General features: G+C 62.4%; 28 protein-coding genes and 1 tRNA gene. 8 read left to right on the plus strand and 21 right to left on the minus strand.

Annotation, left to right across the window (positions count from 1 at the left end):
• Positions 1 to 11: 11 nt before the first annotated feature.
• Positions 12 to 503, plus strand: a complete 492-nt coding sequence (locus D3242_RS25425) for an Lrp/AsnC family transcriptional regulator (protein WP_006205209.1) — start codon at positions 12 to 14, stop codon at positions 501 to 503.
• 15 nt (positions 504 to 518) lie between these two features.
• Here the strand turns inward: D3242_RS25425 and D3242_RS25430 are convergent, their stop codons facing one another.
• From D3242_RS25430 to moaA, 13 genes are all read right to left on the minus strand, one after another.
• Entirely contained in the window at positions 519 to 1,082 is a 564-nt protein-coding gene (locus D3242_RS25430; RefSeq protein WP_019858125.1) for a DUF3299 domain-containing protein, read from the minus strand.
• Between the two features lie 45 nt (positions 1,083 to 1,127).
• Positions 1,128 to 1,706, minus strand: coding sequence for a GNAT family N-acetyltransferase (locus D3242_RS25435; protein WP_081296193.1), 579 nt, complete (start codon positions 1,704 to 1,706; stop codon positions 1,128 to 1,130).
• Entirely contained in the window at positions 1,666 to 2,370 is a 705-nt protein-coding gene (locus D3242_RS25440; RefSeq protein ID WP_064985466.1) for a DNA alkylation repair protein, read from the minus strand. The genes D3242_RS25435 and D3242_RS25440 overlap by 41 nt, the downstream gene beginning before the upstream one ends.
• An 8-nt stretch (positions 2,371 to 2,378) precedes the next feature.
• A complete protein-coding gene (locus D3242_RS25445) occupies positions 2,379 to 3,248 on the minus strand; it encodes an NAD(P)-dependent oxidoreductase (RefSeq protein WP_019858123.1) in 870 nt (289 codons plus the stop codon).
• 107 nt (positions 3,249 to 3,355) lie between these two features.
• A complete protein-coding gene (locus D3242_RS25450) occupies positions 3,356 to 4,177 on the minus strand; it encodes an ABC transporter permease (protein ID WP_038646794.1) in 822 nt (273 codons plus the stop codon).
• A complete protein-coding gene (locus tag D3242_RS25455; RefSeq protein WP_019858121.1) occupies positions 4,174 to 4,893 on the minus strand; it encodes an ABC transporter permease in 720 nt (239 codons plus the stop codon). The genes D3242_RS25450 and D3242_RS25455 overlap by 4 nt, the downstream gene beginning before the upstream one ends.
• An 80-nt stretch (positions 4,894 to 4,973) precedes the next feature.
• Positions 4,974 to 5,759: an ABC transporter substrate-binding protein gene (locus D3242_RS25460; RefSeq protein ID WP_019858120.1), complete on the minus strand. Its 786-nt coding sequence runs from the start codon at positions 5,757 to 5,759 to the stop codon at positions 4,974 to 4,976.
• A gap of 159 nt (positions 5,760 to 5,918) precedes the next feature.
• Complete coding sequence (gene mobB, locus D3242_RS25465; RefSeq protein ID WP_064985464.1) at positions 5,919 to 6,422, minus strand: molybdopterin-guanine dinucleotide biosynthesis protein B; 504 nt, start codon at positions 6,420 to 6,422, stop codon at positions 5,919 to 5,921.
• Positions 6,419 to 7,045, minus strand: a complete 627-nt coding sequence (mobA, locus tag D3242_RS25470) for a molybdenum cofactor guanylyltransferase MobA (RefSeq protein WP_038646790.1) — start codon at positions 7,043 to 7,045, stop codon at positions 6,419 to 6,421. The genes mobB and mobA overlap by 4 nt, the downstream gene beginning before the upstream one ends.
• A gap of 43 nt (positions 7,046 to 7,088) precedes the next feature.
• A complete protein-coding gene (locus D3242_RS25475) occupies positions 7,089 to 8,009 on the minus strand; it encodes a DMT family transporter (RefSeq protein ID WP_064985463.1) in 921 nt (306 codons plus the stop codon).
• Between the two features lie 182 nt (positions 8,010 to 8,191).
• Positions 8,192 to 8,551 (minus strand): hypothetical protein, encoded by a 360-nt coding sequence (locus D3242_RS25480; RefSeq protein ID WP_038646786.1) that lies wholly within the window; start codon positions 8,549 to 8,551, stop codon positions 8,192 to 8,194.
• A gap of 120 nt (positions 8,552 to 8,671) precedes the next feature.
• Positions 8,672 to 9,166 (minus strand): hypothetical protein, encoded by a 495-nt coding sequence (locus D3242_RS25485; RefSeq protein ID WP_064985461.1) that lies wholly within the window; start codon positions 9,164 to 9,166, stop codon positions 8,672 to 8,674.
• A gap of 56 nt (positions 9,167 to 9,222) precedes the next feature.
• The gene (gene moaA / locus D3242_RS25490) at positions 9,223 to 10,218 is read right to left on the minus strand and encodes a GTP 3',8-cyclase MoaA (protein ID WP_038646784.1); all 996 of its coding nucleotides are present in this window, start codon (positions 10,216 to 10,218) and stop codon (positions 9,223 to 9,225) included.
• 196 nt (positions 10,219 to 10,414) lie between these two features.
• Between moaA and D3242_RS25495 the strand changes: the two genes are divergently transcribed.
• Both D3242_RS25495 and D3242_RS25500 read left to right on the plus strand, forming a co-directional pair.
• Positions 10,415 to 10,768 carry a gamma-butyrobetaine hydroxylase family protein gene (locus D3242_RS25495; protein WP_019858114.1) on the plus strand — a complete coding sequence of 118 codons (354 nt, stop codon included), beginning with the start codon at positions 10,415 to 10,417 and terminating at the stop codon, positions 10,766 to 10,768.
• 68 nt (positions 10,769 to 10,836) lie between these two features.
• A complete protein-coding gene (locus D3242_RS25500) occupies positions 10,837 to 11,448 on the plus strand; it encodes a pyridoxamine 5'-phosphate oxidase family protein (protein ID WP_064985711.1) in 612 nt (203 codons plus the stop codon).
• A 169-nt stretch (positions 11,449 to 11,617) separates the two neighbouring features.
• On the opposite strand, the gene D3242_RS25505 is transcribed toward D3242_RS25500, so the two are convergent.
• Complete coding sequence (locus D3242_RS25505) at positions 11,618 to 12,070, minus strand: MarR family winged helix-turn-helix transcriptional regulator (protein ID WP_019858112.1); 453 nt, start codon at positions 12,068 to 12,070, stop codon at positions 11,618 to 11,620.
• A 47-nt stretch (positions 12,071 to 12,117) separates the two neighbouring features.
• Here D3242_RS25505 and D3242_RS25510 point away from each other — a divergent pair, with 47 nt between their 5' ends.
• A complete protein-coding gene (locus D3242_RS25510; RefSeq protein ID WP_064985460.1) occupies positions 12,118 to 13,026 on the plus strand; it encodes an alpha/beta hydrolase in 909 nt (302 codons plus the stop codon).
• A 12-nt stretch (positions 13,027 to 13,038) separates the two neighbouring features.
• Here D3242_RS25510 and D3242_RS25515 read toward each other — a convergent pair whose 3' ends face one another.
• Positions 13,039 to 13,434 (minus strand): rhodanese-like domain-containing protein, encoded by a 396-nt coding sequence (locus D3242_RS25515; RefSeq protein ID WP_038652669.1) that lies wholly within the window; start codon positions 13,432 to 13,434, stop codon positions 13,039 to 13,041.
• A gap of 59 nt (positions 13,435 to 13,493) precedes the next feature.
• Entirely contained in the window at positions 13,494 to 14,108 is a 615-nt protein-coding gene (locus tag D3242_RS25520) for a TetR/AcrR family transcriptional regulator (RefSeq protein ID WP_064985709.1), read from the minus strand.
• A 100-nt stretch (positions 14,109 to 14,208) separates the two neighbouring features.
• On the opposite strand from D3242_RS25520, the gene D3242_RS25525 reads away from it, so the two are divergent.
• Positions 14,209 to 14,955, plus strand: a complete 747-nt coding sequence (locus tag D3242_RS25525) for a 3-oxoacyl-ACP reductase family protein (RefSeq protein WP_019858107.1) — start codon at positions 14,209 to 14,211, stop codon at positions 14,953 to 14,955.
• 209 nt (positions 14,956 to 15,164) lie between these two features.
• The gene (locus D3242_RS25530) at positions 15,165 to 17,051 is read left to right on the plus strand and encodes a L,D-transpeptidase family protein (RefSeq protein ID WP_019858106.1); all 1,887 of its coding nucleotides are present in this window, start codon (positions 15,165 to 15,167) and stop codon (positions 17,049 to 17,051) included.
• A 4-nt stretch (positions 17,052 to 17,055) separates the two neighbouring features.
• Here D3242_RS25530 and D3242_RS25535 read toward each other — a convergent pair whose 3' ends face one another.
• From D3242_RS25535 to D3242_RS25555, 5 genes are all read right to left on the minus strand, one after another.
• Complete coding sequence (locus D3242_RS25535) at positions 17,056 to 17,538, minus strand: hypothetical protein (RefSeq protein ID WP_064985458.1); 483 nt, start codon at positions 17,536 to 17,538, stop codon at positions 17,056 to 17,058.
• Positions 17,539 to 17,649: 111 nt separating this feature from the next.
• The gene (locus D3242_RS25540) at positions 17,650 to 18,390 is read right to left on the minus strand and encodes a lysozyme inhibitor LprI family protein (protein ID WP_051726793.1); all 741 of its coding nucleotides are present in this window, start codon (positions 18,388 to 18,390) and stop codon (positions 17,650 to 17,652) included.
• Positions 18,391 to 18,537: 147 nt separating this feature from the next.
• Positions 18,538 to 18,795, minus strand: a complete 258-nt coding sequence (locus tag D3242_RS25545; RefSeq protein WP_019858102.1) for a PepSY domain-containing protein — start codon at positions 18,793 to 18,795, stop codon at positions 18,538 to 18,540.
• Between the two features lie 158 nt (positions 18,796 to 18,953).
• Positions 18,954 to 19,028 (minus strand) — tRNA-Val (locus D3242_RS25550).
• 138 nt (positions 19,029 to 19,166) lie between these two features.
• Positions 19,167 to 19,850, minus strand: a complete 684-nt coding sequence (locus D3242_RS25555; RefSeq protein WP_019858101.1) for a phosphoglycolate phosphatase — start codon at positions 19,848 to 19,850, stop codon at positions 19,167 to 19,169.
• Between the two features lie 190 nt (positions 19,851 to 20,040).
• Between D3242_RS25555 and rpiA the strand changes: the two genes are divergently transcribed.
• Positions 20,041 to 20,772 (plus strand): ribose-5-phosphate isomerase RpiA, encoded by a 732-nt coding sequence (gene rpiA, locus D3242_RS25560; protein ID WP_019858100.1) that lies wholly within the window; start codon positions 20,041 to 20,043, stop codon positions 20,770 to 20,772.
• Complete coding sequence (locus D3242_RS25565) at positions 20,759 to 21,397, plus strand: DUF2059 domain-containing protein (protein WP_064985456.1); 639 nt, start codon at positions 20,759 to 20,761, stop codon at positions 21,395 to 21,397. The genes rpiA and D3242_RS25565 overlap by 14 nt, the downstream gene beginning before the upstream one ends.
• The last annotated feature ends 78 nt before the right edge of the window (positions 21,398 to 21,475 follow it).

The raw sequence follows: 21,475 nt of genomic DNA on the forward strand, positions 1-21,475 counted from the left end.
AGGAGCCTCTAATGGACCGCCTTGACCGAAAAATTCTCCGCCTCCTGCAGGAGGACGCGACCCTCGCGGTGGCCGATGTCGCCAAGAAAGTCGGCCTGTCGACCACGCCCTGCTGGCGCCGCATCCAAAAGCTCGAGGAGGAGGGCGTCATCAAGCGGCGCGTCGCCATTCTCGACCACGAGAAGGTCAATGTGCGGGTCACCGTTTTCGTCTCCATCCGCACGAATTCGCACAGCCACGAATGGCTGCGCCGCTTTTCCGAGGTCATCCAAGAGTTTCCCGAGGTGGTCGAGTTCTACCGCATGAGCGGCGACGTCGACTATCTCTTGCGTGTCGTGGTGCCCGACATCGCCGCCTACGACGCCTTCTACAAGCGGCTGATCGCCAAGATCGAAATCCGTGACGTGTCGTCGTCCTTCGCCATGGAGCAGATAAAGTACACGACCGAAATCCCGCTCGACTACATGGTGCTGGACAAGGAATCCGGCGCCAACGCCGCCTGAGCGGGCGGCGCCCGCTCAGTTCTTCTTCTTGTTGAGGAAACTCCAGGGCGAGTTCACCGGCAGGGTGACGGTGTCCGGCACGGTGTCGACGCCGATCACATCCGCCTTGCGCACGCTGTAACCGGACTGGATGACGCTGACGCCATCCAAAATGAACAACTGGCTTTTCTCCATGTCCGGTTTCAGAGCGCCGGTGATGGCGACCGACTGGTAGGCTTGCGACATCTTGTAGGGATGGGCTGGCGTGACCAGCACGATCTGATTGGGCGGCGGCGTCGGCATGTGGCTGCACGCGCCCGTCCACGGCACCAGCAAGAACTGATAGACGAGGTCACCATCGCGATCGACCGGCAATGCATAGCCGGCTAATTGTATGGTCTTGTCCTGCAGGCCGACGGACAGTGTCTCGCCATGATCCGGCAGTTTAGCCGCGATCATCGGCAGGCCTGCGTCTTCGGCGACCGCCTGGGTCGCCGGGCGCAAGTCCTTCCAGAAGATGTGCATGGTCTCGGCCGAGGCGCCGGCCGCGCAGAGAGACAACGCGGCCGCGAGCCCTGTGATTGACGTGAAATGGTTCATGGCCGCTCCCTTTGCAGGCGAGTAAAGACGCCATGCCAAATGACGTCAATGCTCGAGCCGCATCACATGTCGGCGAGAACCGGCCATGCCGGGCTCGTGGAAGCCGCGCGACGCGAACATGTCGCGAAAGCCCATGAAACGGTAGCTCGGCGACGCTTCGGCCACGGGATAGGCCTCGATGATGCGCGCGCCCTTGGCAAAGGCATGATCGATGGCTGCATCAAGTAGGGCCGAAGCAAGGCCGCCGCCGCGCAAAGCCCTCGGCACATAGAAGCAGACGATCGACCATACACCCGTCTCGCTGTCATCCTGCCGCTTTGAAAGCTTGCGATAGGTCTCGCGCGGAGCGACCGAACACCAGGCAATGGTCTTGCCGTCGATCTCAGCGAGGATGCCGACAGGGGTTCCGGCATCGATGAGCGTCATCATCTGCCGCTTCTTCTCGTCGTTCTGGATATGCTCCCGGCCAGAGTGCCGCCAGGCCATGCACCAGCAGTATTTTGGCGCACCTGGCTGCTCGAACAACGTCTCGAATCTGCCACGGGTCGCCAGCGTCACCTCGGTAAAGCGGATATTGGCGAGGTCAAATTTTTCTGGCGACGATCCGCGCGAGCGTTTTGGCATCGGTCAGTTCCTTCACGGCATTCTTGCCGTTCCAGCGTGCCGTCTTGTCGGTCGATCGCGCGAGCCTTTCGGCGACAGCAAGGGCAGCACCGTGCATAGCCATCGATCGCTTGCCGATCGAACGAAGCGCCCAGTTCACAGCCTTCTTGACGAAATTGCGCTCGTCAGTGGCATGCGCTTCGATGATCGGCAGGAAGGCGAGAAAAGTCGCCTCCGGCTCTTCCTTGCGGTGCACGACAGACCAGGCCATCATGGCGAAAGCCGTGCGTCGAACGAATTCCCGTTCATCGGCCGCGAACTCGCCGATCAGCTCTTTCCAGGCGTCCGTGTCGACGAAGAGTTCCGAGACGCCATCGACAATATCCCAGGAGTCGAAACTCGACGCCCATTGCCTGGCATCCCTGGCGGAAAACCGCTTCGGGTCGGCCGTGACGGAAGCGATGAACTGCGCCTCCATGATGCCTGACGCCCACAGCTTAAAGGCGCGCTCGTGGTTGCGTTTGATCTTCCGGGCGATCTGCCGCTGAATGCCATGCGGGATTCCAAGCGCGCGGTCGATCTTGATGCCGTAGCGCAGCATGCCGAGACGATTTTCCTCCGAGCCGATCGAGCGCAGATGCTCGACGATTTCGTCGGCACTCGATTGGGGCGAAAGCTCGGCCATCGCGACCCCTACTTCTCCAGGCGCGCCAGCAGCGAGGACGTGTCCCAGCGCTTGCCGCCCATGGCCTGCACATCCTTGTAGAACTGGTCGACAAGCGCGGTCACCGGCAGTTTGGCGCCGTTGCGGTCGGCCTCCGCCAGGCAGATGCCGAGATCCTTGCGCATCCAGTCGACGGCAAAGCCGAAATCATATTTGCCGGCATTCATCGTCTTGTGGCGGTTTTCCATCTGCCAGGAACCGGCGGCCCCCTTGGAAATCACCTCGATCACCTTCTCGATGTCGAGCCCGGCGTTCTTGCCGAAATGGATACCCTCCGACAATCCCTGCACCAGCCCGGCGATGCAGATCTGGTTGATCATCTTGGTGAGCTGGCCAGCGCCCGCCGACCCCATCAGCCCGACCATGCGGGCATAGGCGTCGATAACGGGCCTCGCTCTGTCGAAGGCAGCCTGGTCGCCGCCGACCATGACGGTCAGCACGCCGTTCTCGGCGCCGGCCTGGCCACCGGAGACCGGCGCGTCGAGAAATGAAAATCCACCTGCCTCCGCTGCTACCGCCAGTTCGCGCGCGACTTCCGCCGAAGCGGTGGTGTTGTCGATGAAGACCGAACCTTTCTTCATCGATTTGAAGGCGCCTTCGGGACCTGTCGTCACCGAGCGCAGATCGTCGTCATTGCCTACGCAGGAAAAGACGAAGTCCTTGTCCTTCGCGGCCTCCGCCGGCGTCACCGCAAGGCTGCCGCCATGCTGGCCGACCCATTGCTCGGCCTTGGCCTTGGTGCGGTTATAGACGGTGACGTCGTGGCCACCCTTGTTCCTGAGGTGCGCGGCCATGGGGTAGCCCATAACGCCAAGACCGAGAAATGCCACAGATGCCATAAGCTTGCCCTTCAGACGGAAACGAAATTGCTGCGGAAGCTCTAGGCCCTGCGCTCAATTCGTCAAGACGCCTGTGGTCTGATCGACTGGCACAGGCGAAAAACGGGTCACCGCTTCAGGTGGATGGTGATCCGGCGCTCGATCCATTCGATCGCATGGCGCAACAACTCGACCATCACCAGGTACACCAGGGCCACCCAGATATAGGCCTGGATGTCGAAGGAATTGGCAAAGGCGAGTTTTGCATTGCCCATCAGGTCGTAGACGGTGATGATGGCGACGATGGCGGATGCCTTGACCATCAGGATCAGCTCGTTGCCGTAGGGCCGCAAGGCGACGATCAGAGCTTGCGGCAGGACGATCTTGCGCAGCGTCTGCAATTTGTGCAGGCCGAGGGAGGCGGCGCCTTCCCATTGGCCCCTGGGCACGCTTTCGATGGCGCCGCGCAGGATTTCGGCCTGGTAAGCGGCGGTGTTGAGCGCAAAGGCGAAGACGCCGCAGTTGAAGGCGTCCTTGAAGAAATCCCAAAGCCCGATCATCTGGAGCTCCGGTCTGAACGACCCTAGCCCGTAATAGACCAGAAAGGTCTGAACCAGCAGTGGCGTGCCCCGGAAGAAATAGACGTAACAGTAGGCAAGACCGGACAGGATCCGGTTCCTGGACATACGCCCGTAAGCAACGGGCATGGACAGGACGGCGCCAAGCACCATCGAAATGGCGACCAGTGACAGGGTAACGCCCAGTCCGCGCAGATAGGCCGGCGCATATTTGGCGAAGAAGGCCGGGTTCCAGGCAAAAAACAGATAGCTGACGATGCCGAGGCCAAAGGCGATCCACAGGCAGACCAGCGCGTAGCCGACGATGCGCGGTCGCGGCCAGCCGCGGGTCCGCGGTGGCGGCCGTTCGACCATGGCGGCGGTGGCGCTCATCGTTGTGCCTCCCGTTTGCCAAGCGAGCGCAAGATGGCACTGGTGGCGAAGGATGACACGACGGCCAGACCGAGAAAGACCAGAGCCGCAATGCTGTAAAACAGGAACGAATGCTTGGTGACGCGAGCCGCCACGCCGGCATTGCGCAGTGTCTCGGCAAGACCGACGACCGAAACCAGCGACGTGTCCTTGAGAAGGCTAAGCCAGCAATTCTCGAGACCGGGGAAGGCAATGCGCAGCAGCTGCGGCAAAATCACCAGTCGCATGGTCTGCCATTTGGACAAACCAATGGAATAACCACCCTCATACTGACCCTTCGGGATGGCGCGGAAGGCCGAGAGGAAAACCTCGCTGGCATAGGACGAGAAGATCAGCGAGAGCACGATCATGCCAGCGACGAAGCTGTTGACGTCGATGGTCGCTTCGGGGCGGAAATACCGGATGAGATGCTGCAGCAGGATTGGCATGCCGAAGAAGAACAGGAAAAGCGTCACCAGTTCCGGCAGGCCGCGAAAGACCGTGGTGTAGATATTGGCGGCGAGGCGAAGCGACGGCTCCTCGGATTGCTTGCCCAGCGCAATGAAAAAACCGATCGCCAACCCAATGGGGAGCGTCGCCAGCGCAAGCAGAACCGTTACAATGACGCCATAGGCAATGTCGTCACTCCAGCCATCAGGTCCCCAACTGAGAAGTGTCCATATGCTTTGGGCTGGCATTGACAGGTGTTATCCCCACGACGTTCCCAGGATGAATAGAAAGACGGCGGGGTATTTCCCCGCCGTCTTGATCCTGTCTATCAGGACTCGGCGCCGAAGACGTCGAACTTGAAGTACTTGTCGTTGATTTCCTTGTATTTTCCATTGGCCCGGATGGCGTCGATGGCCTCATTGAGCTTGTTGACCAGGTCGGTCTCGCCCTTGCGCACGGCAATGCCGGCGCCCGGCCCGAAGATCTCGACCGGCTGCGGCGAGGGCTGGCCGAGAATCTTGCAGCAGGCGCCATCAGGCGAGTCCAGCCATTGCTGCAGCACGACGATATCGTCCTCGATGGCGTCGAGGCGACCATTGGCCAGATCTGCCTGCTCCTCGGGGCTGCTCGGATAACCCTTCACGGTGCTGTCGGTGTAGGTCTTCGAGGCATAGTTGAAATGGGTGGTCGTCGTGGCGACGCCGATGGTCTTGCCAGCCAGATCTTCCTTGGTCACGCCCTTCAGCGTGCTGTCTTTCGGCACGGCGAGAGCCGAGGGCGTGTTGTAGTATTTGTGGGTGAAGTCGACCTTTTCCTTGCGCTCCGGCGTGATCGACATCGAGGCGACGATAGCGTCGAACTTGCCGGCCTGAAGTGCCGGGATGATGCCGTCCCAATCCTGGGCGACGAAGGTGCACTTGACCTTCATCTGATCGCAAAGCGCCTGGGCGATGTCGATGTCGAAGCCGACGAGCTTGCCGTCGGAGGTGAGGTTGTTGAACGGGGGATAGGCGCCTTCGGTGCCGATCCGCAGGGTCTTTTCCTGGGCCTGGGCGACGCCGAGCGTCAGCAGCGCAGCCGATGCGGCGAGCGCGATACGCAGTGCAATACGCATGATAATCCTCTCTTTAATGGTCCCGGCCGTCGTTCCGAAACGGCTCTATGGGGCGGTGCTTTTGACCGCCCGCTGAAGCGATACTCCCACTCTTTCCAAGAAAAAAGCAACTGCAAAACCACCGAAATCGGCAATGGGGTTCTGCCGTTACGTTACATCTTAAGCAACGAGGCCGGTGGTGCGCTCGATGAAGTCGACTATCGATTTTACGTCGTCGAGGTCGAATGCCGGCAGGCTCTTGTCCGGAACGGCGAAATCGGCGGCGATGGCGACAATATTGGGATCACCCGCTGAAAGCGGCGTCCGATCCTTCGCTTCCAGGCGCCGCGTTTCGATCTTGCGGTGCGATTCGCGCTTGTAGCCTTCGACCAGCACGATGTCGCATGGGGCGAGCCGCGAGAGGATGCTCTGCAGCGGCGGCTCATCCTCGCCGCGCAATTCGTGCATCAGCGCCCAGCGGTTGCCGGACACGATCGCGACCTCTGTGGCGCCGGCCTGCCGGTGGCGGAAGCTGTCGGCGCCCGGCTTGTCGATGTCGAAATCATGATGGGCGTGTTTGACCGTCGAGACCTTCCAGCCGCGCCGCACAAGCTCCGCGACCAGCTTTTCGGTCAGTGTGGTCTTGCCGGAGTTTTTCCAGCCGGTGATGCCGAAGACGTTCATGATGTCATGCTCTGCAACAGGCGCCCGGCCTGGGCAAGGTCGTCAGGCACATTGATGTTGAAGAAAGGATCGAGCCCAGCGGATTGCACGAGCTGGAATTCCACCTCGACGTGACCACGGCGCTCGATGAAGGTCGAAACGCGCCTGTTGTCCTCATCAACCAGAAAATGTCGCAAGGCGTCGCGACACTCCATCGGCCACAGCGCGAAGGTCGGGTGCAGCCGACCGGCCGAGGAGGCGACGGCGATTGAACCCGGATGTTCGCCGGCCGCCGCCGCAAGGCGCGCGACAAGATCAAGCGGCAGGAAAGGCGTATCGCCGGCAGCAGTGACGACGGCCTTGCAAGGCGTATTGGCAACTGCCCATTCGAGGCCGGTCAGAATTCCGGCAAGTGGCCCGGCAAAGCCTTCGACGGTGTCGGCAAGCACGGGCAGTCCGAAACGGGAAAAGCGTTCGGGATCGCCATTGGCGCTCAGCGCCAGGGTTTCGATCTGCGGGCCAAAGCGCGACAGGATTTGGTCAAGCACGCTGCCGCCGCCAAGCGGCAACAAGCTCTTGTCGCCGCCTCCCATCCGCCTCGACTGACCACCGGCCAGGACGATCCCTGCAATATCTCGCCTCATGCATCGAGCCTGTACGCCAGCCGCCGGAAATCACAAGACCCGGCTAGATTCCATCCGGCGCCATGGCCGGCCCGGTTGTTTCGGCGACGATCCTTCGCCGGCCGACAACCCGCTCGCGATAGAGCGCGTAGAGACCCGAACCGACGACGATTGTCGCGCCGACGATCATCGGCATGTCCGGTATGTCGCCGAAGACGATCAAGCCAAGCAGAATGGACCAGAGCAGCGCGGTGTAGCGGAACGGCGCGATGAAGGAGATCTCGCCTGAGCGCATCGCCATGATGATGAATTGATAACCGATAAGCACCAGCACCGCGGCCAGCGCCAGCAACGCCGTGGTCTTGCCGGTCATCGGCGTCCAGCCACCCATCGGCGACAACAGCATCGCCCCGACGACGGTCATTGCCAGCGCCGTCGCGGTCGAGACCAGCATGGTCGGTATGGTTTGGGGAATGCGCTTGGTGGCGAGGTCGCGCACGGTGCAGCAGGCGACGCTGGCCAGCGCCCAAAGGGAATAGATGCTGAAGCCATCAAAGCCGGGCCGCACGATGACCAGTACGCCGGCAAAACCGGCTGCGATCGCCAGCCAGCGTCGCCAGCCGACCACTTCGCCGAAAAACAGTGCGGCACCCATCGTCACCGCCAGCGGCAGCGCCTGAAGAACGGCCGAGACACTGCCGATCGGCAAATGGGCAAGCGCGACCAGGAATGCCACGGTGGCGCCAGCTTCGCCCAGCACGCGGATTGCCACCAGCGGCTGCAGCATCAGGCGCGGCTGCAAAAGCGCGCCGCGTTGCCAGGCCAGCAGGCCGACGAAGAGCGAGGCAAAGGCTCCTCTGATCAGCATGACCTGCGCCATGTTCATCGATTGCGAAGAGTATTTGGTGATGGCGTCGTTGAGCGTGAAGCCAACCATCGCCACCATCATGAACAACGCGCCGCGAAGATTGGGGGAAAGAAGCAAGACATCTACCGGTTGCTTGGGCAAGCAAGCCTGTATCAGCCCGCCACGAAACAGCAATGGCAAAGGGCTGGGCCAGGACCGGGGCATTCGCCGGTGCCGGCATGAAATCACGTCCTCAATTCGGCGCCAATCTGGTCGGGAGGCGGCTTCGCCTCCCGGAAGCTGTGCAGGCGTGGTTATGTCTATTTCTTCGGCGTCAGCACTTCGGTGCCGTTGCCTTCCTTGCCGGCGATGGTCCAAAGGCCATGCAGCGAGCCGTCATCCTCGACCTTGTAGACGACGAGGCCGATGTCCTTGCCCATGACATAGCCAGCGGAGAATGCATCGTCGTTGCGCATGCAGATGCCGTCGGAGGAAGAGCCGCCAGTCTCCCAGTGGATCGCGCAGGTCGTCCCGCTGGTCAGGGTAATGGTGGCTTCGCCATCATATTTCGATCCGTCGAAATTGGTGCCGGCGACGGTGTAGGTTCCACCGATCGACTGAGCTGCCGCGGGCACGGCCGCAAGGCCGAGCAATGCAAGAGAAAGAATGAGTTTGCGCATGATTTTTGCCCCCTATCAGCGAAGAGCCGCTTTCAGGGGAAGGCTAGGCCGGAACGACGTGGCGGTAAATCCGGCGGCGGTTCGCGAACAAGACTTTTTCTGGGGTGTGTTCGGAAATACTCACTGCCCCTCGAGACTGCCGGCAATGGCGCCGACCAGCGGGTCGTATTTCGACTTCAGGGCTGGCGGGTAATCGATCCAGACCGTGCGGATAACGCCATCCCTGCCGAACAGGCGCCGCTCATAAAAGATCTTTCCATCCTTCGTGCCCGACAGCACCGCCCAGTTCTTGCCGGTCTTGCCGTAGGTAACGGTATAGCCAGGTTCCTTGCTTACCTTTTCATTGGCGACAAAGCCTTTCGGCGTGTCGTCATCGACGTTGAGGATGCCGGAGCAGGTCAAGCTGGCGCCATCCGCGCTCAGCCAAACCTGTCCGTCGCCATTTTCCGGCTCGGGCTGACGATCGGTGAATATCTCATCGGGAAAGGTGCAGACGGTGCCGAAGCGCGCGTTCACATAGGTGAAGGGCTTGGCGCTTGCAGTTGTTGTAACTGGCGTCGCCAAGGACAGAACTGTGGTCAGCGACGACAAGCCGATACGATAAAGACGCAGCACGATGCCCCCTTGGCCTTGGTGACCAAAGATACTCTTGCACCAAATCGGAGAAAAAATCAGCCGCCGGTGACGCTCATGTGCCGGGACACCGAGGGACGGCTGGTGCGGCGGTCGATGATGAAATCATGGCCCTTCGGCTTGCGGCCGATGGCCTCGTCGATGGCGTCGGCGACAAGTTCGTTGCCTTCGGATGCACGCAACGGCGCGCGCAGATCGGCTGCGTCTTCCTGGCCAAGGCACATATAGAGCGTGCCGGTGCAGGTCAGCCTGACGCGGTTGCAGCTTTCGCAGAAATTATGCGTCATCGGTGTGATGAAACCGAGCTTTCCGCCGGTCTCGGCGACGTGGACATAGCGGGCAGGGCCACCCGTCTTGAAGGGAATGTCGGTCAGCGTGAACTGGCGCTCCAGCGAGGCGCGCAGCAGCGACAGCGGCAGATATTGGTCGGTGCGATCGGCATCGATCTCGCCCATCGGCATGGTTTCGATGACAGTGAGATCCATGCCGCGGCCATGCGCCCAGCGCATCATGTCGGGCAGTTCAGCGTCGTTGAAATCCTTCAGCGCCACCGCGTTGAGCTTGACCTTCAGCCCGGCCGCCTGAGCGGCATCGATGCCTTGCATGACCTTGTCGAGATGGCCCCAGCGGGTGATCTGGTGGAACTTGTCGGCATCGAGCGTGTCGAGCGAGACGTTGATACGCTTGACGCCGCACTCGGCGAGCTCGGCGGCGAAGCGTGACAGCTGCGAACCGTTGGTGGTCAGCGTCAGTTCTTCCAGCGCGCCGCTATCGAGGTGGCGCGACAGCTGGCGCACCAGATGCATGATGTTCTTGCGCACCAGCGGCTCGCCGCCGGTAAGGCGCAACCTCTTCACGCCCTTTTCGATGAAGACGGTGCAGAGCCGGTCCAGCTCTTCCAGCGACAGCAGGTCCTTCTTCGGCAGGAAGGCCATGTCTTCGGCCATGCAATAGGTGCAGCGAAAATCGCAGCGGTCGGTGACCGACACCCTGAGATAACTGATCGTGCGACCGAAGGGGTCGATCATGTTCATGTTCGAGCGTTTCCGTGGCCGTTGGCGGCGCCGTTATATACAGCTATGTGATACGATCCAGCCCGGCATTCAAGATACCGCTTCTCGATCTTTGGTAACATCCCGGAGCCGACACGGTATGTCGGTTGTTCTATCAGGACTTTTCCCCTTTCGCGAAGCGGCGTAGGGAAGGGCAATCGACATGGGATCAAACAGCATGACCGCGCCAAAAGAACTCAGGGTCTCCAAGGACCGCAAGCTGCTGTCGGTCACCTTTCCCAGTCATCAGCCATTCGAACTGCCTGCGGAGCTTTTGCGCGTCGCCTCGCCATCGGCCGAGGTGCAGGGCCATTCGCCCGACCAGCGGGTGACGGTTCCCGGCAAACGCAACGTGGCCATCCTCAAGATCGAGCCGGTCGGCAACTATGCGGTGCGCATCACCTTCGACGATTTCCACGACACCGGCATCTTCACCTGGAATTACCTGCATACGCTCGGCCACGAGAGGGATGAGCGCTGGAACGCCTATCTGGCGGAGCTTGCGGAAAAAGGCTTGAGCCGCGATCGCTAGATCCCTTCGCTGTCGTCAAAACGTCATCGATGTGGAGTAGCGCCGGCAAAGGTTCGGAGACGAAGAAGATGTCGCTTGTCACCACGGTCGAACAGCTCGAGGCGCTTTACGGCGTTCCAGGCGCAGCCTCGCTGGTCAAGGAACTCGACCATGTCATTCCCGAATACGCCGCCTTCATCGAAGCTTCGCCCTTTGTCGCGCTTGCCACCAGCGGCCCGGAGGGACTGGACTGTTCGCCGCGCGGCGATCTCGCCGGCTTCGTGCGTATCGTTGATCCCAAGACAGTGATGATGCCGGACCGGCGCGGCAACAATCGCGCCGATTCGCTGCGCAACATCATCCGGGATCCGCGTGTCGGGCTGCTCTTCCTGGTGCCGGGCTCGGGCACGACGCTGCGCATCAACGGCCGCGCGCACATCACCACGGACGCCGAACTTTGCGCATCCTTCAAGGTCGACGGCAAGGCGGCGCGCTCGGTGACCGTCATCGACGTCGATTCGGTCTATTTCCAGTGCGCCCGCGCCATTGTGCGGTCGGAGCTTTGGAACCCGGCAAAACATGTCGATCCGAAATCGCTGCCGACGCCCGGAACAATCCTGGAAATCACCAGCCGCAAGAACATCGACGGCGAGGCCTACGACAAGGAATGGCCGGAGCGGGCGAAGAAAACCATGTGGTAGCCGGTGTACCGATATTCAGGTGAGGCTGGCCTGCAAATGGCGGCCTCCTGCGCTTCCGGTGCTCACGTACGTTAAGTACGCTCCGCTCCGGTTCTCGGAAGCCACCATTTTCGGCGCATCCTGACCTGAATATCGGCACACCTTGGTGCTAGGTCTCCTCACCTTGGTGTCAGGCCTCCTTCAGCACCTCATAGATCTTGCGCATCTGTTCGCCGATCATGTCACACTGCTCCGGCGTCGACTGGCTCATCGCTTTCTCGATCAGTGCCATATGCACTTTCAGCGCCTGCATCAGCAGCGCCTCGCCAGCCTCGGTCAAGGCGAGCCGCAGGATGCGCTTGTCCTTCTCGTCGCCTTCGCGGCGTAGCAGGCCGCGCGTCTCCAGCTGCGGCAAAAGCATGGTGATGTTGGAGCGGCCGACGAGCAGTTTGCGGGCAAGGTCGTGCTGCGACATGCCGGGATGGCGGTAGAGGTTCATCAGCACGTCGAGCTGCGCCGGCTTCAGGTCGAGCGGCGCGAGTTTCACCGCCAGCGTGCGCTCCAGCACATGGCAGGCGCGCGCCACCGCGACCCAGTTGCGAAAACGCGGGTTGTCCCAGGGTAGCTCTTGTTTATTGTTCATCTTTGAACTATTATGTTCATGCTTGAACGTATGGATGGATTCTCACTATGGCATCAATCGGGCTGAAGGTCATCCGGAGCGTATTTGGTGCGGCCGAACATATTGCGCCACGCATCAGCGGGCGCGCGGCTTTCGAATTGTTCTGCCGCACACCGAGCGCAAAGGCGCTGACCGATGGCGAGCGCCGCGCCATCGGCCGTGCCGCCGAGTTCATGACCGAGGCGCGCCATCATCGGCTGAAGACGGCAACCGGCTGCGTCATGGTGCACGAGTTCCGGCCGGAGCCGGGCAGGGCCGCACTTGGCACCGTGCTTGTCGTTCACGGCTGGCGTTCGCGCACCGAATATATGCGCGCCTTGATCGAGGGGTATCGCGCGGCCGGCTACAGGGTCGTTTCCCTGGACCTGCCGGGGCACGGTCATTCGCAGGGCCGGCACCTGAACATGGCCAACGCGGTCGACGCGGTGCGCGTCGCCGGCGAATGGTTCGGCCCGTTTGTCGCGGCGGTGGGGCATTCGTTCGGTGGGGCTGTCGCCGCCAATGCCATTGCCGGTTCCATCAAGAACATTCCGCCGCTGGCGGCCGGACGTCTCGTGCTGATCGCAGCACCGAGCTCCTTGCCGGCGATCTTCGCCGATTTCAGCCGCATGCTCAATGTCGGGCCGCGCTCACAGGTTGCGATGGCGGACCGTGTCCAGCACCTGTCCGGCCGGCCGCTGCATGAATTCACCGGCGACCGCCAGCTTGCCCAGGCGCCTGTGCCGACGCTGGTCATGCACGCGCCGGACGATCGCGAGGTGCCGGCCGAGCATGCGAAACGCTACGCCGGTGCCGGCGGCCATGTGCGGCTGCACTGGGCCGACGGTCTCGGCCACCGCCGCATCCTTGCGGACAAGGGCGTGGTGGCACGCGCTGTTGCCTTCGTCGCGGACCGCGAGCCGTCCTTGCTACATTGAGCCGCGGTCAGGTTACTTCTTCTTCTCGCCGGGCTCGACAGGCAGTCCGGCCGCCTTCCAGGCGGTGTAGCCGCCAAGGATATGCTTGACGGGCCCAAGCCCCATATCCTGAGCCGTCTTGGTGGCGAGCGCCGAACGCCAGCCGCCGGCGCAGAAGAACACAAAGCTCTTGCCCGAGGCGAAGAACGGCTTGTGATAGGGACTTTCGGGATCGATCCAGAATTCCAGCATGCCGCGTGTGACATGTTTGGCGCCGGGAATCCTGCCGTCGCGTTCGACCTCGCGCGGGTCGCGCAGGTCGACAAAGATGGTGCCTTCGTCCTCGAGCAGTCCCGCGGCTTCCTCAGGCGAAACCACTTCGATCTCGGCGTTGGCTTCGTCCAGCAGTTCGCGATAACCCTTTTTCACTATCATCCCTCCCGGCCTTGCTGGCAGGTCGGAATTTCGAGCACAACAGCCTGCGTTTGTCACGCTCTGTCGGGGCCTGCCAATACCTGCCAGGCAGCCATCGCGCCAGTGACGGTCGCCATCAGCGCGGTGCGTGACGCGCCGTCGCGCGCCTGGATGGACATGCCGTGCTGGACCGTGGCGTAGAAGGTCGCCACGGCATCGCAGTCGAAATCGGCAGGCAATTCGCCCTCGGCCACACCGCGCTCCAGGCGCTTGCGCAGGGCCGCAAGATTTTCGGCGCGGCGGCGGCGCAAATCCGTGCAGATGGCACCGCTGCTTGAATCCTCATGCAGTGCGCCCAGCGCAATCAGGCACCCCTGCGGGCGATCGGTCTGCGAATAGGCCTTGGCTGTCTGGCGCAGGAAGTTCTCGATCGCTTGGCATGCGGTCGGTGCCTCGTCCAAGGCGGCCCAGATCTCGGTTCCTTCGGCTTGCGTGTAGTATTCGGTCGCTTCGAGGAACAGCGCCTCCTTGCTGCCGAAGGCCGCATAGAGGCTGGGCGAATTGATACCCATTGCCGCGGTCAGCTCGGCGATCGACGTACCCTCATAGCCCTTGGCCCAAAACAGCTCCATCGCGCGCCGCAGGGCGGCCGTTCGATCGAAGGTGCGGGGACGGCCTCTTTCCGACATGTTCTTCTTTTCTGTGTTGATCGATACATAAATGAGTTGACGCGGTCGAGCAAGGCTGCCAGACATTTATGTATCAATCGATACATAAATGGAGAAACTAATGTCTTCCAGCAATTTGAACGGCAAGGCGGCACTCGTCACCGGCGGCAGCCGCGGCATTGGGGCGGCGATTGCGCGAAGGCTCGCGGCCGATGGAGCCAAAGTCGCGCTGACCTATGTGCATGGCGAGGAACAGGCCCGCGCGGTCGTTGCCGAGATCGAGGCCAAGGGCGGCCGCGCCATCGCCATCAAGGCGGACAATCGTGATGCCGTGGCGATAGACAGGGCCGTCGATGAGACCGTTGGCGCCTTCGGCCGGCTCGACATATTGGTCAACAGCGCCGGCATCTGGCGCGTGGCCCCCATCGACACATTGTCGTTAGCCGACTTCGACGAGACCATGTCGGTTAATCTCAGAGCCCCGTTCATCGCCTCGAAAGCGGCGGCGGCGCATATGGGCGAGGGCGGCCGGATCATCTCGATCGGCAGCAATCTCGCCGAACGCGTCACCGACACCAACCTCGGCGCCTACTCCGCCAGCAAGGCAGCGCTGGTCGGCTTGACCAAGGCGCTCGCACGCGACCTCGGTCCGCGCGGCATCACAGCCAATGTCGTCCATCCCGGTTCGACCGACACCGACATGAACCCGGCGGATGGACCGCATGCCGAGCATCAGCGCCAGAAGATGGCGACGCCGCGATTCGGCAAGGCCGATGACATCGCGGGCATGGTTGCCTGGCTTGCCGGTCCGGAAGGACGTTTCGTCACCGGCGCCGCATTGACCATCGATGGTGGCGCCAACGCCTGAATTTGGGGAGCTCTGCAGGCTGGAGCGAAGCACCCGCGCTCCAGCCGTCACGATCTTGTGAAACCGTTCTGCAACAGGCTTTCCAAAATTTATGAAAGCTTAACGAAATCGGTATGAATCGGTATAGTCGCGCCTTACATCCGCCATGCGGTGAGCGAGACGGTCTAGCGTGCGGAACGGGAACCGGTTGCGACCGGAGCGGGTGATCTATGAAATTCCTCGGTAACAAAGCAACCGCGATGCCGCTTGTGGCGATCGCGGCAACGCTCGCCCTGGGCGCGCCTCAGGCAGGCGCCCAGGGGCTCTTCGACATGCTGTTCGGCGGCGGCATCAGGCATGAGCCGCAGGGCGAATTTCCGCCTCCGCCAAAGCACAAACCCAAAGCCCCGGCCGGCAGCGGTGGCGGTGGCGGCGCAAAGATCAGCAGCCCGTCCTATTACACCTACAAGGCTGACAAGCTTGTTCGCGTCGACTTCTCGACGCTGTCCGCCGCGCCGCAGCCGGCGACGGCGCAGGACGCGGCCTTCGTTCCGTCGGCCACCGGGGCTGCGTTCCACGATGCCATTGCCAGCCTCAGTGACTACGAACTCTATGCCGAGCCCGATATCGCCAAGGCGTTGATCGCCTACTACTCGGCCAATCCGGACTTCATCTGGGTGAACGGAACAAGCCCCAACAACCGCGCCCAGGATGCGGTGCGGGTGCTTGGCGAGGCCGCGAGCTACGGGCTGACGCCCGCCGACTACACCGTCGATGTGCCGGCCACGACTTCGGCCTCAACGGATGACGCAGCCAAGCTCAAGGAACTCGTGCGCTTCGAGATGGCGCTGTCGGCACGCGTCTTGCGCTACGCCCATGACGCCCAGAACGGCCGTGTCGAGCCCAACCGGATGACCGGCTACTATGATTTCCCAGCCAAGCCGCTCGACATGGTCGGCGTGCTGAAGACGCTGGCGCATACGCAGGAAGTGCGCACCTATCTCGAATCGCGGCATCCGCAGAATGCGGAATATCAGGCGCTGCGCGTCGAACTGGAGGCCCTGCAGGCCAGTGCGGAAAATGAGATCGTCGTCGATCCAAAGCTGCTGCTTAAGCCCGGCGAGACCAGCCCCGAGCTGCCAAAACTGCTGTCGCTGATCGCGCGCAATCTCGATGACAATATGGGCGGCACCTATGGCGAGCTGCTGTCGCGGCTGGCGACCAGCGAGGTCTATGTCCCCGAGCTGGTACCGCTGATCAAGGCGGTGCAGGTGAAGGAAGGCATGAAGGGCGACGGCGTCATCGGTCCGCGCACTGTCGCCTTGCTGGCCGGCACGTCGAAGGCCGACAGGCTGCTCAAGGTGCAGGTGGCGCTTGAGGAGCTGCGCTGGCTGCCTTCCGATCTCGGCAGCCCGCGTGTCTTCATCAACCAGCCGGCGTTCACCGCGAGCTATATCGACAATGGCGAGGAGAAGCTGAAGACGCGCGTCGTCGTCGGCCGGGTGACCAACCAGACGGCTTTCTTCTACGACCAGATCAAGCAGGTCGACTTCCATCCCTATTGGGGCGTGCCGCAATCGATCATCGTCAATGAGATGCTGCCCAGATTGCGCAGCGATCCCGGCTACCTCGATCGGGCCGGCTACGAGGTGACGGATTCGCGCGGCAAGCGCATTCCCTCGTCGGCGGTCAATTGGGGCGCTTATGGCGCCAACATTCCCTACAGCGTGCGCCAGCAGCCGAGCGAGGCCAATGCGCTGGGCGAGCTGAAGATCCTGTTCCCCAACAAGCATGCGATATACATGCACGACACGCCGCAGAAATCGTTCTTCAAGCAGGATATGCGCGCGCTCAGCCACGGCTGCGTGCGCCTGCAGGATCCGCGCGGCATGGCGGCGGCGGTGCTCGGCACCTCGGTCGACTATGTCGCCGAGAAGCTCAAGCACGGACATTCGACCGAGGATGTGACGCGCAAGATTCCAGTCTATGTCGCCTATTTCACCGCATGGCCCGACATGTCCGGCAAGGTCGAGTATTTCAGCGATGTCTACGACCGCGATTCGCGGCTGAAGCAGGCGCTGGATGCCACGGAAGCAGTTCGCTCGCCGTCGAGCTGATCGGTTAGATTTGCGACAACGGGCGGCGGAAACCCGCCTCCCGCCCGGCGATCAGCCAGTAGATCAATCCGGCGACGAGGCCGGCGGCGGCGATGATGCCGATATCGGCCCATCGCTCCGGGTCTATGTCTTCCGCCGAGCTCGGCCAGATGAGGAAGAAGCCGCCGGCGGCGGCGGCGGCGCCGAAGACCATGTGCATCAGGGCATTGCGCAGCGAGAAGAACTCGGCGATCAGCGCGAAGATCAGCGTCTGCAGCCCCGTCACGACGATCGTCAGGAAGTAGACGAACATGCCGAGCGGCGGCACCGCCAGGACGGCGATCGGGCTGACGCCCATGACGTCGAAATAGGCCGGCGCGTTGGGCAGGGAAATGAGCGCGGCGTAGATCGCCGCCACAGCGACCAGGCCGATCAGTACCGCGACCAGATAGCCGGCCAGCATCATCAGGATGCGCTTCATCACATGCTTCGCCGTCGCCATGCCCATCCCCCATGCGGCGGAGTCAACCGTTGCAATCAGCCATCAAAGACGATCCAGCGCAAGGGCAGGCAACGAGCGGGCGGCTTTGGCGGGCTCGCGAACATGAAGCGGAGCCGATCAGGCGCCGCCACACAGATGCTCGGAGTCCGGCAAGGCCCACGAGCCTTTCGCAACCAGATCGATCGAATAATAGACCCGGCCACGGTCGTCGCCCTTCGGACAATCCCTGGGAATCGCAATCAGGCACATCATGACGGGTTCGCCGACCTTGGAGGCGGCAAGGCCCGGTTCGCGATCATAGGAGACGGCCCCACCGCCATTGGTGAAGGTGGCTGCGCTGCCGGCGTCGGGCGAGGCGGTTTCGAGCGGATCGTCGCCAAGCCGCGCGGTCAGCGTCTTGATATGCGTGGACGCGCATTGCCCGACGGCCGAGGGCAGGGGCTGATCGTTGTTGCCGGGATTGCGCGCGGCGGTATCCAGAGCCTTCTTGCCGATCAGGGCTATGTTGTAGTCCTGTACCCATGACGGCGCATTGCCATAGGTCTGCAAGGCGTTGTTCAGCGCGCTGACGATGCAGGCGGTATCGCTCTTGCAGGCGTTCCGGTCGGCGATCAGCCCGCGGGCGATCTTGCGCTTGTCGCCGCCGAAGGCCGGCTCGAACCCCTTGTAGGCCTTGGCGACCAGCAGATCGATGGCCGACAGCTGAGGATCGGCGCAGATCGCCTTCTCCGCCGGCAGGCTCGCCTTGGCGCAGTCGAAGGACGGCCCGTCCGCTCGCGACGAAGTCGCCGCAAGCATGCCGCCAGCCAGGACGATGGCTAAGACGAGCAAGAGATCGGTTCGAACGGAAAATCGCATGACTACCCCAAGCCAACAGGCGCTGCCCGCGCCTGGCGTGCATATCACACGCCAAGGATGGACAATTTGCGGCAATCGGATTGGCCGTCCAGGTGCACGGAGAAAATGGGCAGACCCGTCGAAATGGAGAGTCTCTGCTGGCAGCTCTTACTTAGGCTCGGCCGTCACTGGATCGTAGGTGATTTCGACCTTCGCCTTGTCCGACGTGTAATAAGTGACGGTATAGGCGCCATTGTCCCAGTCGACCTCTTTCACATAGCGAAAGCCGTCGCGCTGCTCGACCTTGGCGAGTATCTCCGACAGCTTCTTGGCGTTGGGCGGCGGCAGCGGCTTGTCATCCGCGGCCAGAGCAGGACCGGCGGCGAGAAGAACGGCGATGCTGGTCGCTACGAGAAATCTGGACATGGTTTTCCCTCAAGTTTCGACGCAAGGAAACGAGCTGGCGTGGCGGTTGGTTCCAGATGGACGCCATGCGTGCCCGGCCATGTCCGCGCAAGCTGCAATTCGCCGCGCCGCTGCCAACAGAATGTCGACGGGCTAAGGCTGGAAAACCATTTGGAAAATGGTGGGCGATGCAGGGATTGAACCTGCGACCCCACCCGTGTGAAGGGTGTGCTCTCCCGCTGAGCTAATCGCCCGCTCGTTGCCCGAAGGCCAAGCGAGCCGCGATATAAGGGAGGCCGGCCGGTTAAGTCAAGGCGGTGTTAGGCGTTCTTTCAGAGATCGGATTCCGCGCCTTTCGGGGCCGTGCCGACTGTATTCTCGCTGCTGTCCGTTCAGTGTCCCGCGGCGCGGATCAGCCGCTCCGCCAGATCCACGGTCAGGGCATCGAAATGCGAGATCACCGCCGAGGGCTCGAATTCGCGGACATGCCGGTCGGTGTAGCCGAAATCGACGGCCACCACCGGAATGCCGGCGGCCTTGGCGGTGTCGATGTCGGTTTGCGAATCGCCGACCATCAGAGCGCGGTGCGGATCGCCACCGGCCAGCCGGATGGTTTCGGTCAGGTGGCGTGGATCGGGCTTGCGGAACGCGAACGTGTCCTGGCCGGCGATGGCCGCGAAATGCCTGGTCAGGCCGAGTGCTTCGATCAGCGCCAGCGAATTGGCCTCGTATTTGTTGGTGCAGATGGCCAGGAGATAGCCAGCCTTCTCGAAGCGCGCGATCGCCTCGATGACACCGGGGTAGGGGCGCGATTTGCCGGGGATGTTGTCGGTGTAGTGATCGAGGAACAGTTTGAGCAGCCGGTCATGCTCGGCGACGTCGAGCGAGCGCTGCTGGGCGGCGTGCGCCCGCTCTATCATCACGCGGCCGCCATGGCCGACGAAGCGCCTGAAGCCGGCCTCGTCGACGGCCGTGAGTTCGCTGGCGGCCAGGCTGTGGTTCAGGCTGTCGAGCAGGTCCGGCGCCGTGTCAACCAGCGTTCCGTCCAGGTCGAACACGATGATCGGGCGACTCATGATCCATCCTGCGCAGGTTTCTACATCCGGAGGCGATAGCGGCTGCGGCGCGTCAAGGCAAGCAGAGCGGTGGATAGGTGCCCAAAGGCTTTGACCACGGTCAAAGGCTTTGACCACGGGCAAAAGCTTTGACCCGGCCGGCAAAAATGCTAGGAGCCCCGAACACTCGGGTTTCTGGGCAGCAAGCGGCATGGATGCAAGACAGTTGAAGGTCGAGGCCGCGCGGGCCGCCCTTGCCCATGTCAGCGACGGCATGCGGCTCGGCATCGGCACCGGCACCACGGCGGAAGAGTTCGTGCGGCTGCTCGCCGACAAGGTCGCCACCGGCATGACGGTCATCGGCGTGCCGACGTCGGAGCGCACCGCAGCACTTTGCCGCGAGCTTGGCGTGCCGCTGTCGACATTGGAGGAAACCCCCGAGCTCGATCTCACCGTCGACGGCGCCGACGAGGTCGACCCGGAACTGACCTTGATCAAGGGCGGCGGCGGCGCACTGCTGCGCGAGAAGATCGTTGCGGCGGCGTCGCAGCGCATGATCGTCATCGCCGACCGGTCGAAGATGGTCCAGACGCTCGGCCGTTTTCCGCTGCCGATCGAAGTCAACCAGTTCGGCCTGCGCGCCACCGAGATCGCCGTAGCCAAGGCGGCTGCGGAGCTCGGCCTTTCCGGTCCGATTACATTGAGGATGACGGGAGGCCAGGCTTTTGTTACAGACGGCGGCCATTTTATCCTCGATGCATCTTTTGGCCGCATTCCGGATACAAGAGCGCTTTCGAATGCTCTCCACGCCATTCCGGGCGTGGTCGAGCATGGTCTTTTCATCGGGCTGGCGTCAGCGGCCATCATCGCCGGCGGCGACGGTATCCAAACCGTCCATGCCGCCCGAAAACCAGGGAGTTCTACCAACCATGATGTTGCATAACCGGGTTCGCGGCCTTTGCGTCGTTCTGGCGGCTTCGGCCGTTTTCGCCTTGTCGTCGCCGGCGTTCTCGCAGGACGTTACCGAATCGCACCTCAAGGCGGCCCGAGCGGCGGTCGCGGCGATCCATGCGACCGACCCGTTCGACAATATCCTGCCGCAGGCGGCGGCCGCGCTCGAATCGCAGCTCATCCAGAAGAACCCGGACATGCAGGAGCTGATCGGCAAGACGATCAACGAGAAGGCGCTGGCGCTGGCCTCGCGCCGCGCCGATCTCGAGAAGGAAGCGGCCCTTGCCTATGCGAAGGTGTTTTCCGAAAAGGAACTCAACGATATCGCGGCCTTCTACAACTCCGACTCCGGCAAGAAGCTGCTCGACAGCGGCCCGACCGTGACGCGTGATTTGGTCAAGGCAGCCGACATCTGGCAGAACGGCCTTGGCCGTGACCTCGCCCAGCAGGTCGGCGAAACGCTGGCAGCGGCCGCCAAGGCAAAGGCCAAGGCCGCGCCCGCGCCCGCCGATGGTGCCGCTCCGGCCGGCAATGCGGCTCCGGCGGATGGCGCCGCGCCCGCAGACGGTTCAGCACCGGCCGACGGTTCGGCTCCCGCCGACGGCACGCAGAACTGATCCTGCGTTTTCAAATGCGGCCTTGCGGCCATCTGTGAAGCCCGGCTTGTCCGGGCTTTTCTTTTGGCCTTTGGCGGC

The organism is Mesorhizobium jarvisii (genome assembly GCF_003601985.1).
Lineage (GTDB): Bacteria > Pseudomonadota > Alphaproteobacteria > Rhizobiales > Rhizobiaceae > Mesorhizobium > Mesorhizobium jarvisii.

What these genes read in the sequence shown, in the direction of transcription:
- D3242_RS25425 (WP_006205209.1), top strand. Translation starts at nt 12, where the DNA reads ATGGACCGCCTTGACCGAAAAATTCTCCGCCTCCTGCAGGAGGACGCG.
- D3242_RS25430 (WP_019858125.1), bottom strand. Translation starts at nt 1,082, where the DNA reads ATGAACCATTTCACGTCAATCACAGGGCTCGCGGCCGCGTTGTCTCTC.
- D3242_RS25435 (WP_081296193.1), bottom strand. Translation starts at nt 1,706, where the DNA reads ATGCCAAAACGCTCGCGCGGATCGTCGCCAGAAAAATTTGACCTCGCC.
- D3242_RS25440 (WP_064985466.1), bottom strand. Translation starts at nt 2,370, where the DNA reads ATGGCCGAGCTTTCGCCCCAATCGAGTGCCGACGAAATCGTCGAGCAT.
- D3242_RS25445 (WP_019858123.1), bottom strand. Translation starts at nt 3,248, where the DNA reads ATGGCATCTGTGGCATTTCTCGGTCTTGGCGTTATGGGCTACCCCATG.
- D3242_RS25450 (WP_038646794.1), bottom strand. Translation starts at nt 4,177, where the DNA reads ATGAGCGCCACCGCCGCCATGGTCGAACGGCCGCCACCGCGGACCCGC.
- D3242_RS25455 (WP_019858121.1), bottom strand. Translation starts at nt 4,893, where the DNA reads ATGCCAGCCCAAAGCATATGGACACTTCTCAGTTGGGGACCTGATGGC.
- D3242_RS25460 (WP_019858120.1), bottom strand. Translation starts at nt 5,759, where the DNA reads ATGCGTATTGCACTGCGTATCGCGCTCGCCGCATCGGCTGCGCTGCTG.
- mobB (WP_064985464.1), bottom strand. Translation starts at nt 6,422, where the DNA reads ATGAACGTCTTCGGCATCACCGGCTGGAAAAACTCCGGCAAGACCACA.
- mobA (WP_038646790.1), bottom strand. Translation starts at nt 7,045, where the DNA reads ATGAGGCGAGATATTGCAGGGATCGTCCTGGCCGGTGGTCAGTCGAGG.
- D3242_RS25480 (WP_038646786.1), bottom strand. Translation starts at nt 8,551, where the DNA reads ATGCGCAAACTCATTCTTTCTCTTGCATTGCTCGGCCTTGCGGCCGTG.
- moaA (WP_038646784.1), bottom strand. Translation starts at nt 10,218, where the DNA reads ATGAACATGATCGACCCCTTCGGTCGCACGATCAGTTATCTCAGGGTG.
- D3242_RS25495 (WP_019858114.1), top strand. Translation starts at nt 10,415, where the DNA reads ATGACCGCGCCAAAAGAACTCAGGGTCTCCAAGGACCGCAAGCTGCTG.
- D3242_RS25500 (WP_064985711.1), top strand. Translation starts at nt 10,837, where the DNA reads ATGTCGCTTGTCACCACGGTCGAACAGCTCGAGGCGCTTTACGGCGTT.
- D3242_RS25505 (WP_019858112.1), bottom strand. Translation starts at nt 12,070, where the DNA reads ATGAACAATAAACAAGAGCTACCCTGGGACAACCCGCGTTTTCGCAAC.
- D3242_RS25510 (WP_064985460.1), top strand. Translation starts at nt 12,118, where the DNA reads ATGGCATCAATCGGGCTGAAGGTCATCCGGAGCGTATTTGGTGCGGCC.
- D3242_RS25520 (WP_064985709.1), bottom strand. Translation starts at nt 14,108, where the DNA reads ATGTCGGAAAGAGGCCGTCCCCGCACCTTCGATCGAACGGCCGCCCTG.
- D3242_RS25525 (WP_019858107.1), top strand. Translation starts at nt 14,209, where the DNA reads ATGTCTTCCAGCAATTTGAACGGCAAGGCGGCACTCGTCACCGGCGGC.
- D3242_RS25530 (WP_019858106.1), top strand. Translation starts at nt 15,165, where the DNA reads ATGAAATTCCTCGGTAACAAAGCAACCGCGATGCCGCTTGTGGCGATC.
- D3242_RS25535 (WP_064985458.1), bottom strand. Translation starts at nt 17,538, where the DNA reads ATGGGCATGGCGACGGCGAAGCATGTGATGAAGCGCATCCTGATGATG.
- D3242_RS25540 (WP_051726793.1), bottom strand. Translation starts at nt 18,390, where the DNA reads ATGCGATTTTCCGTTCGAACCGATCTCTTGCTCGTCTTAGCCATCGTC.
- D3242_RS25545 (WP_019858102.1), bottom strand. Translation starts at nt 18,795, where the DNA reads ATGTCCAGATTTCTCGTAGCGACCAGCATCGCCGTTCTTCTCGCCGCC.
- D3242_RS25555 (WP_019858101.1), bottom strand. Translation starts at nt 19,850, where the DNA reads ATGAGTCGCCCGATCATCGTGTTCGACCTGGACGGAACGCTGGTTGAC.
- rpiA (WP_019858100.1), top strand. Translation starts at nt 20,041, where the DNA reads ATGGATGCAAGACAGTTGAAGGTCGAGGCCGCGCGGGCCGCCCTTGCC.
- D3242_RS25565 (WP_064985456.1), top strand. Translation starts at nt 20,759, where the DNA reads ATGATGTTGCATAACCGGGTTCGCGGCCTTTGCGTCGTTCTGGCGGCT.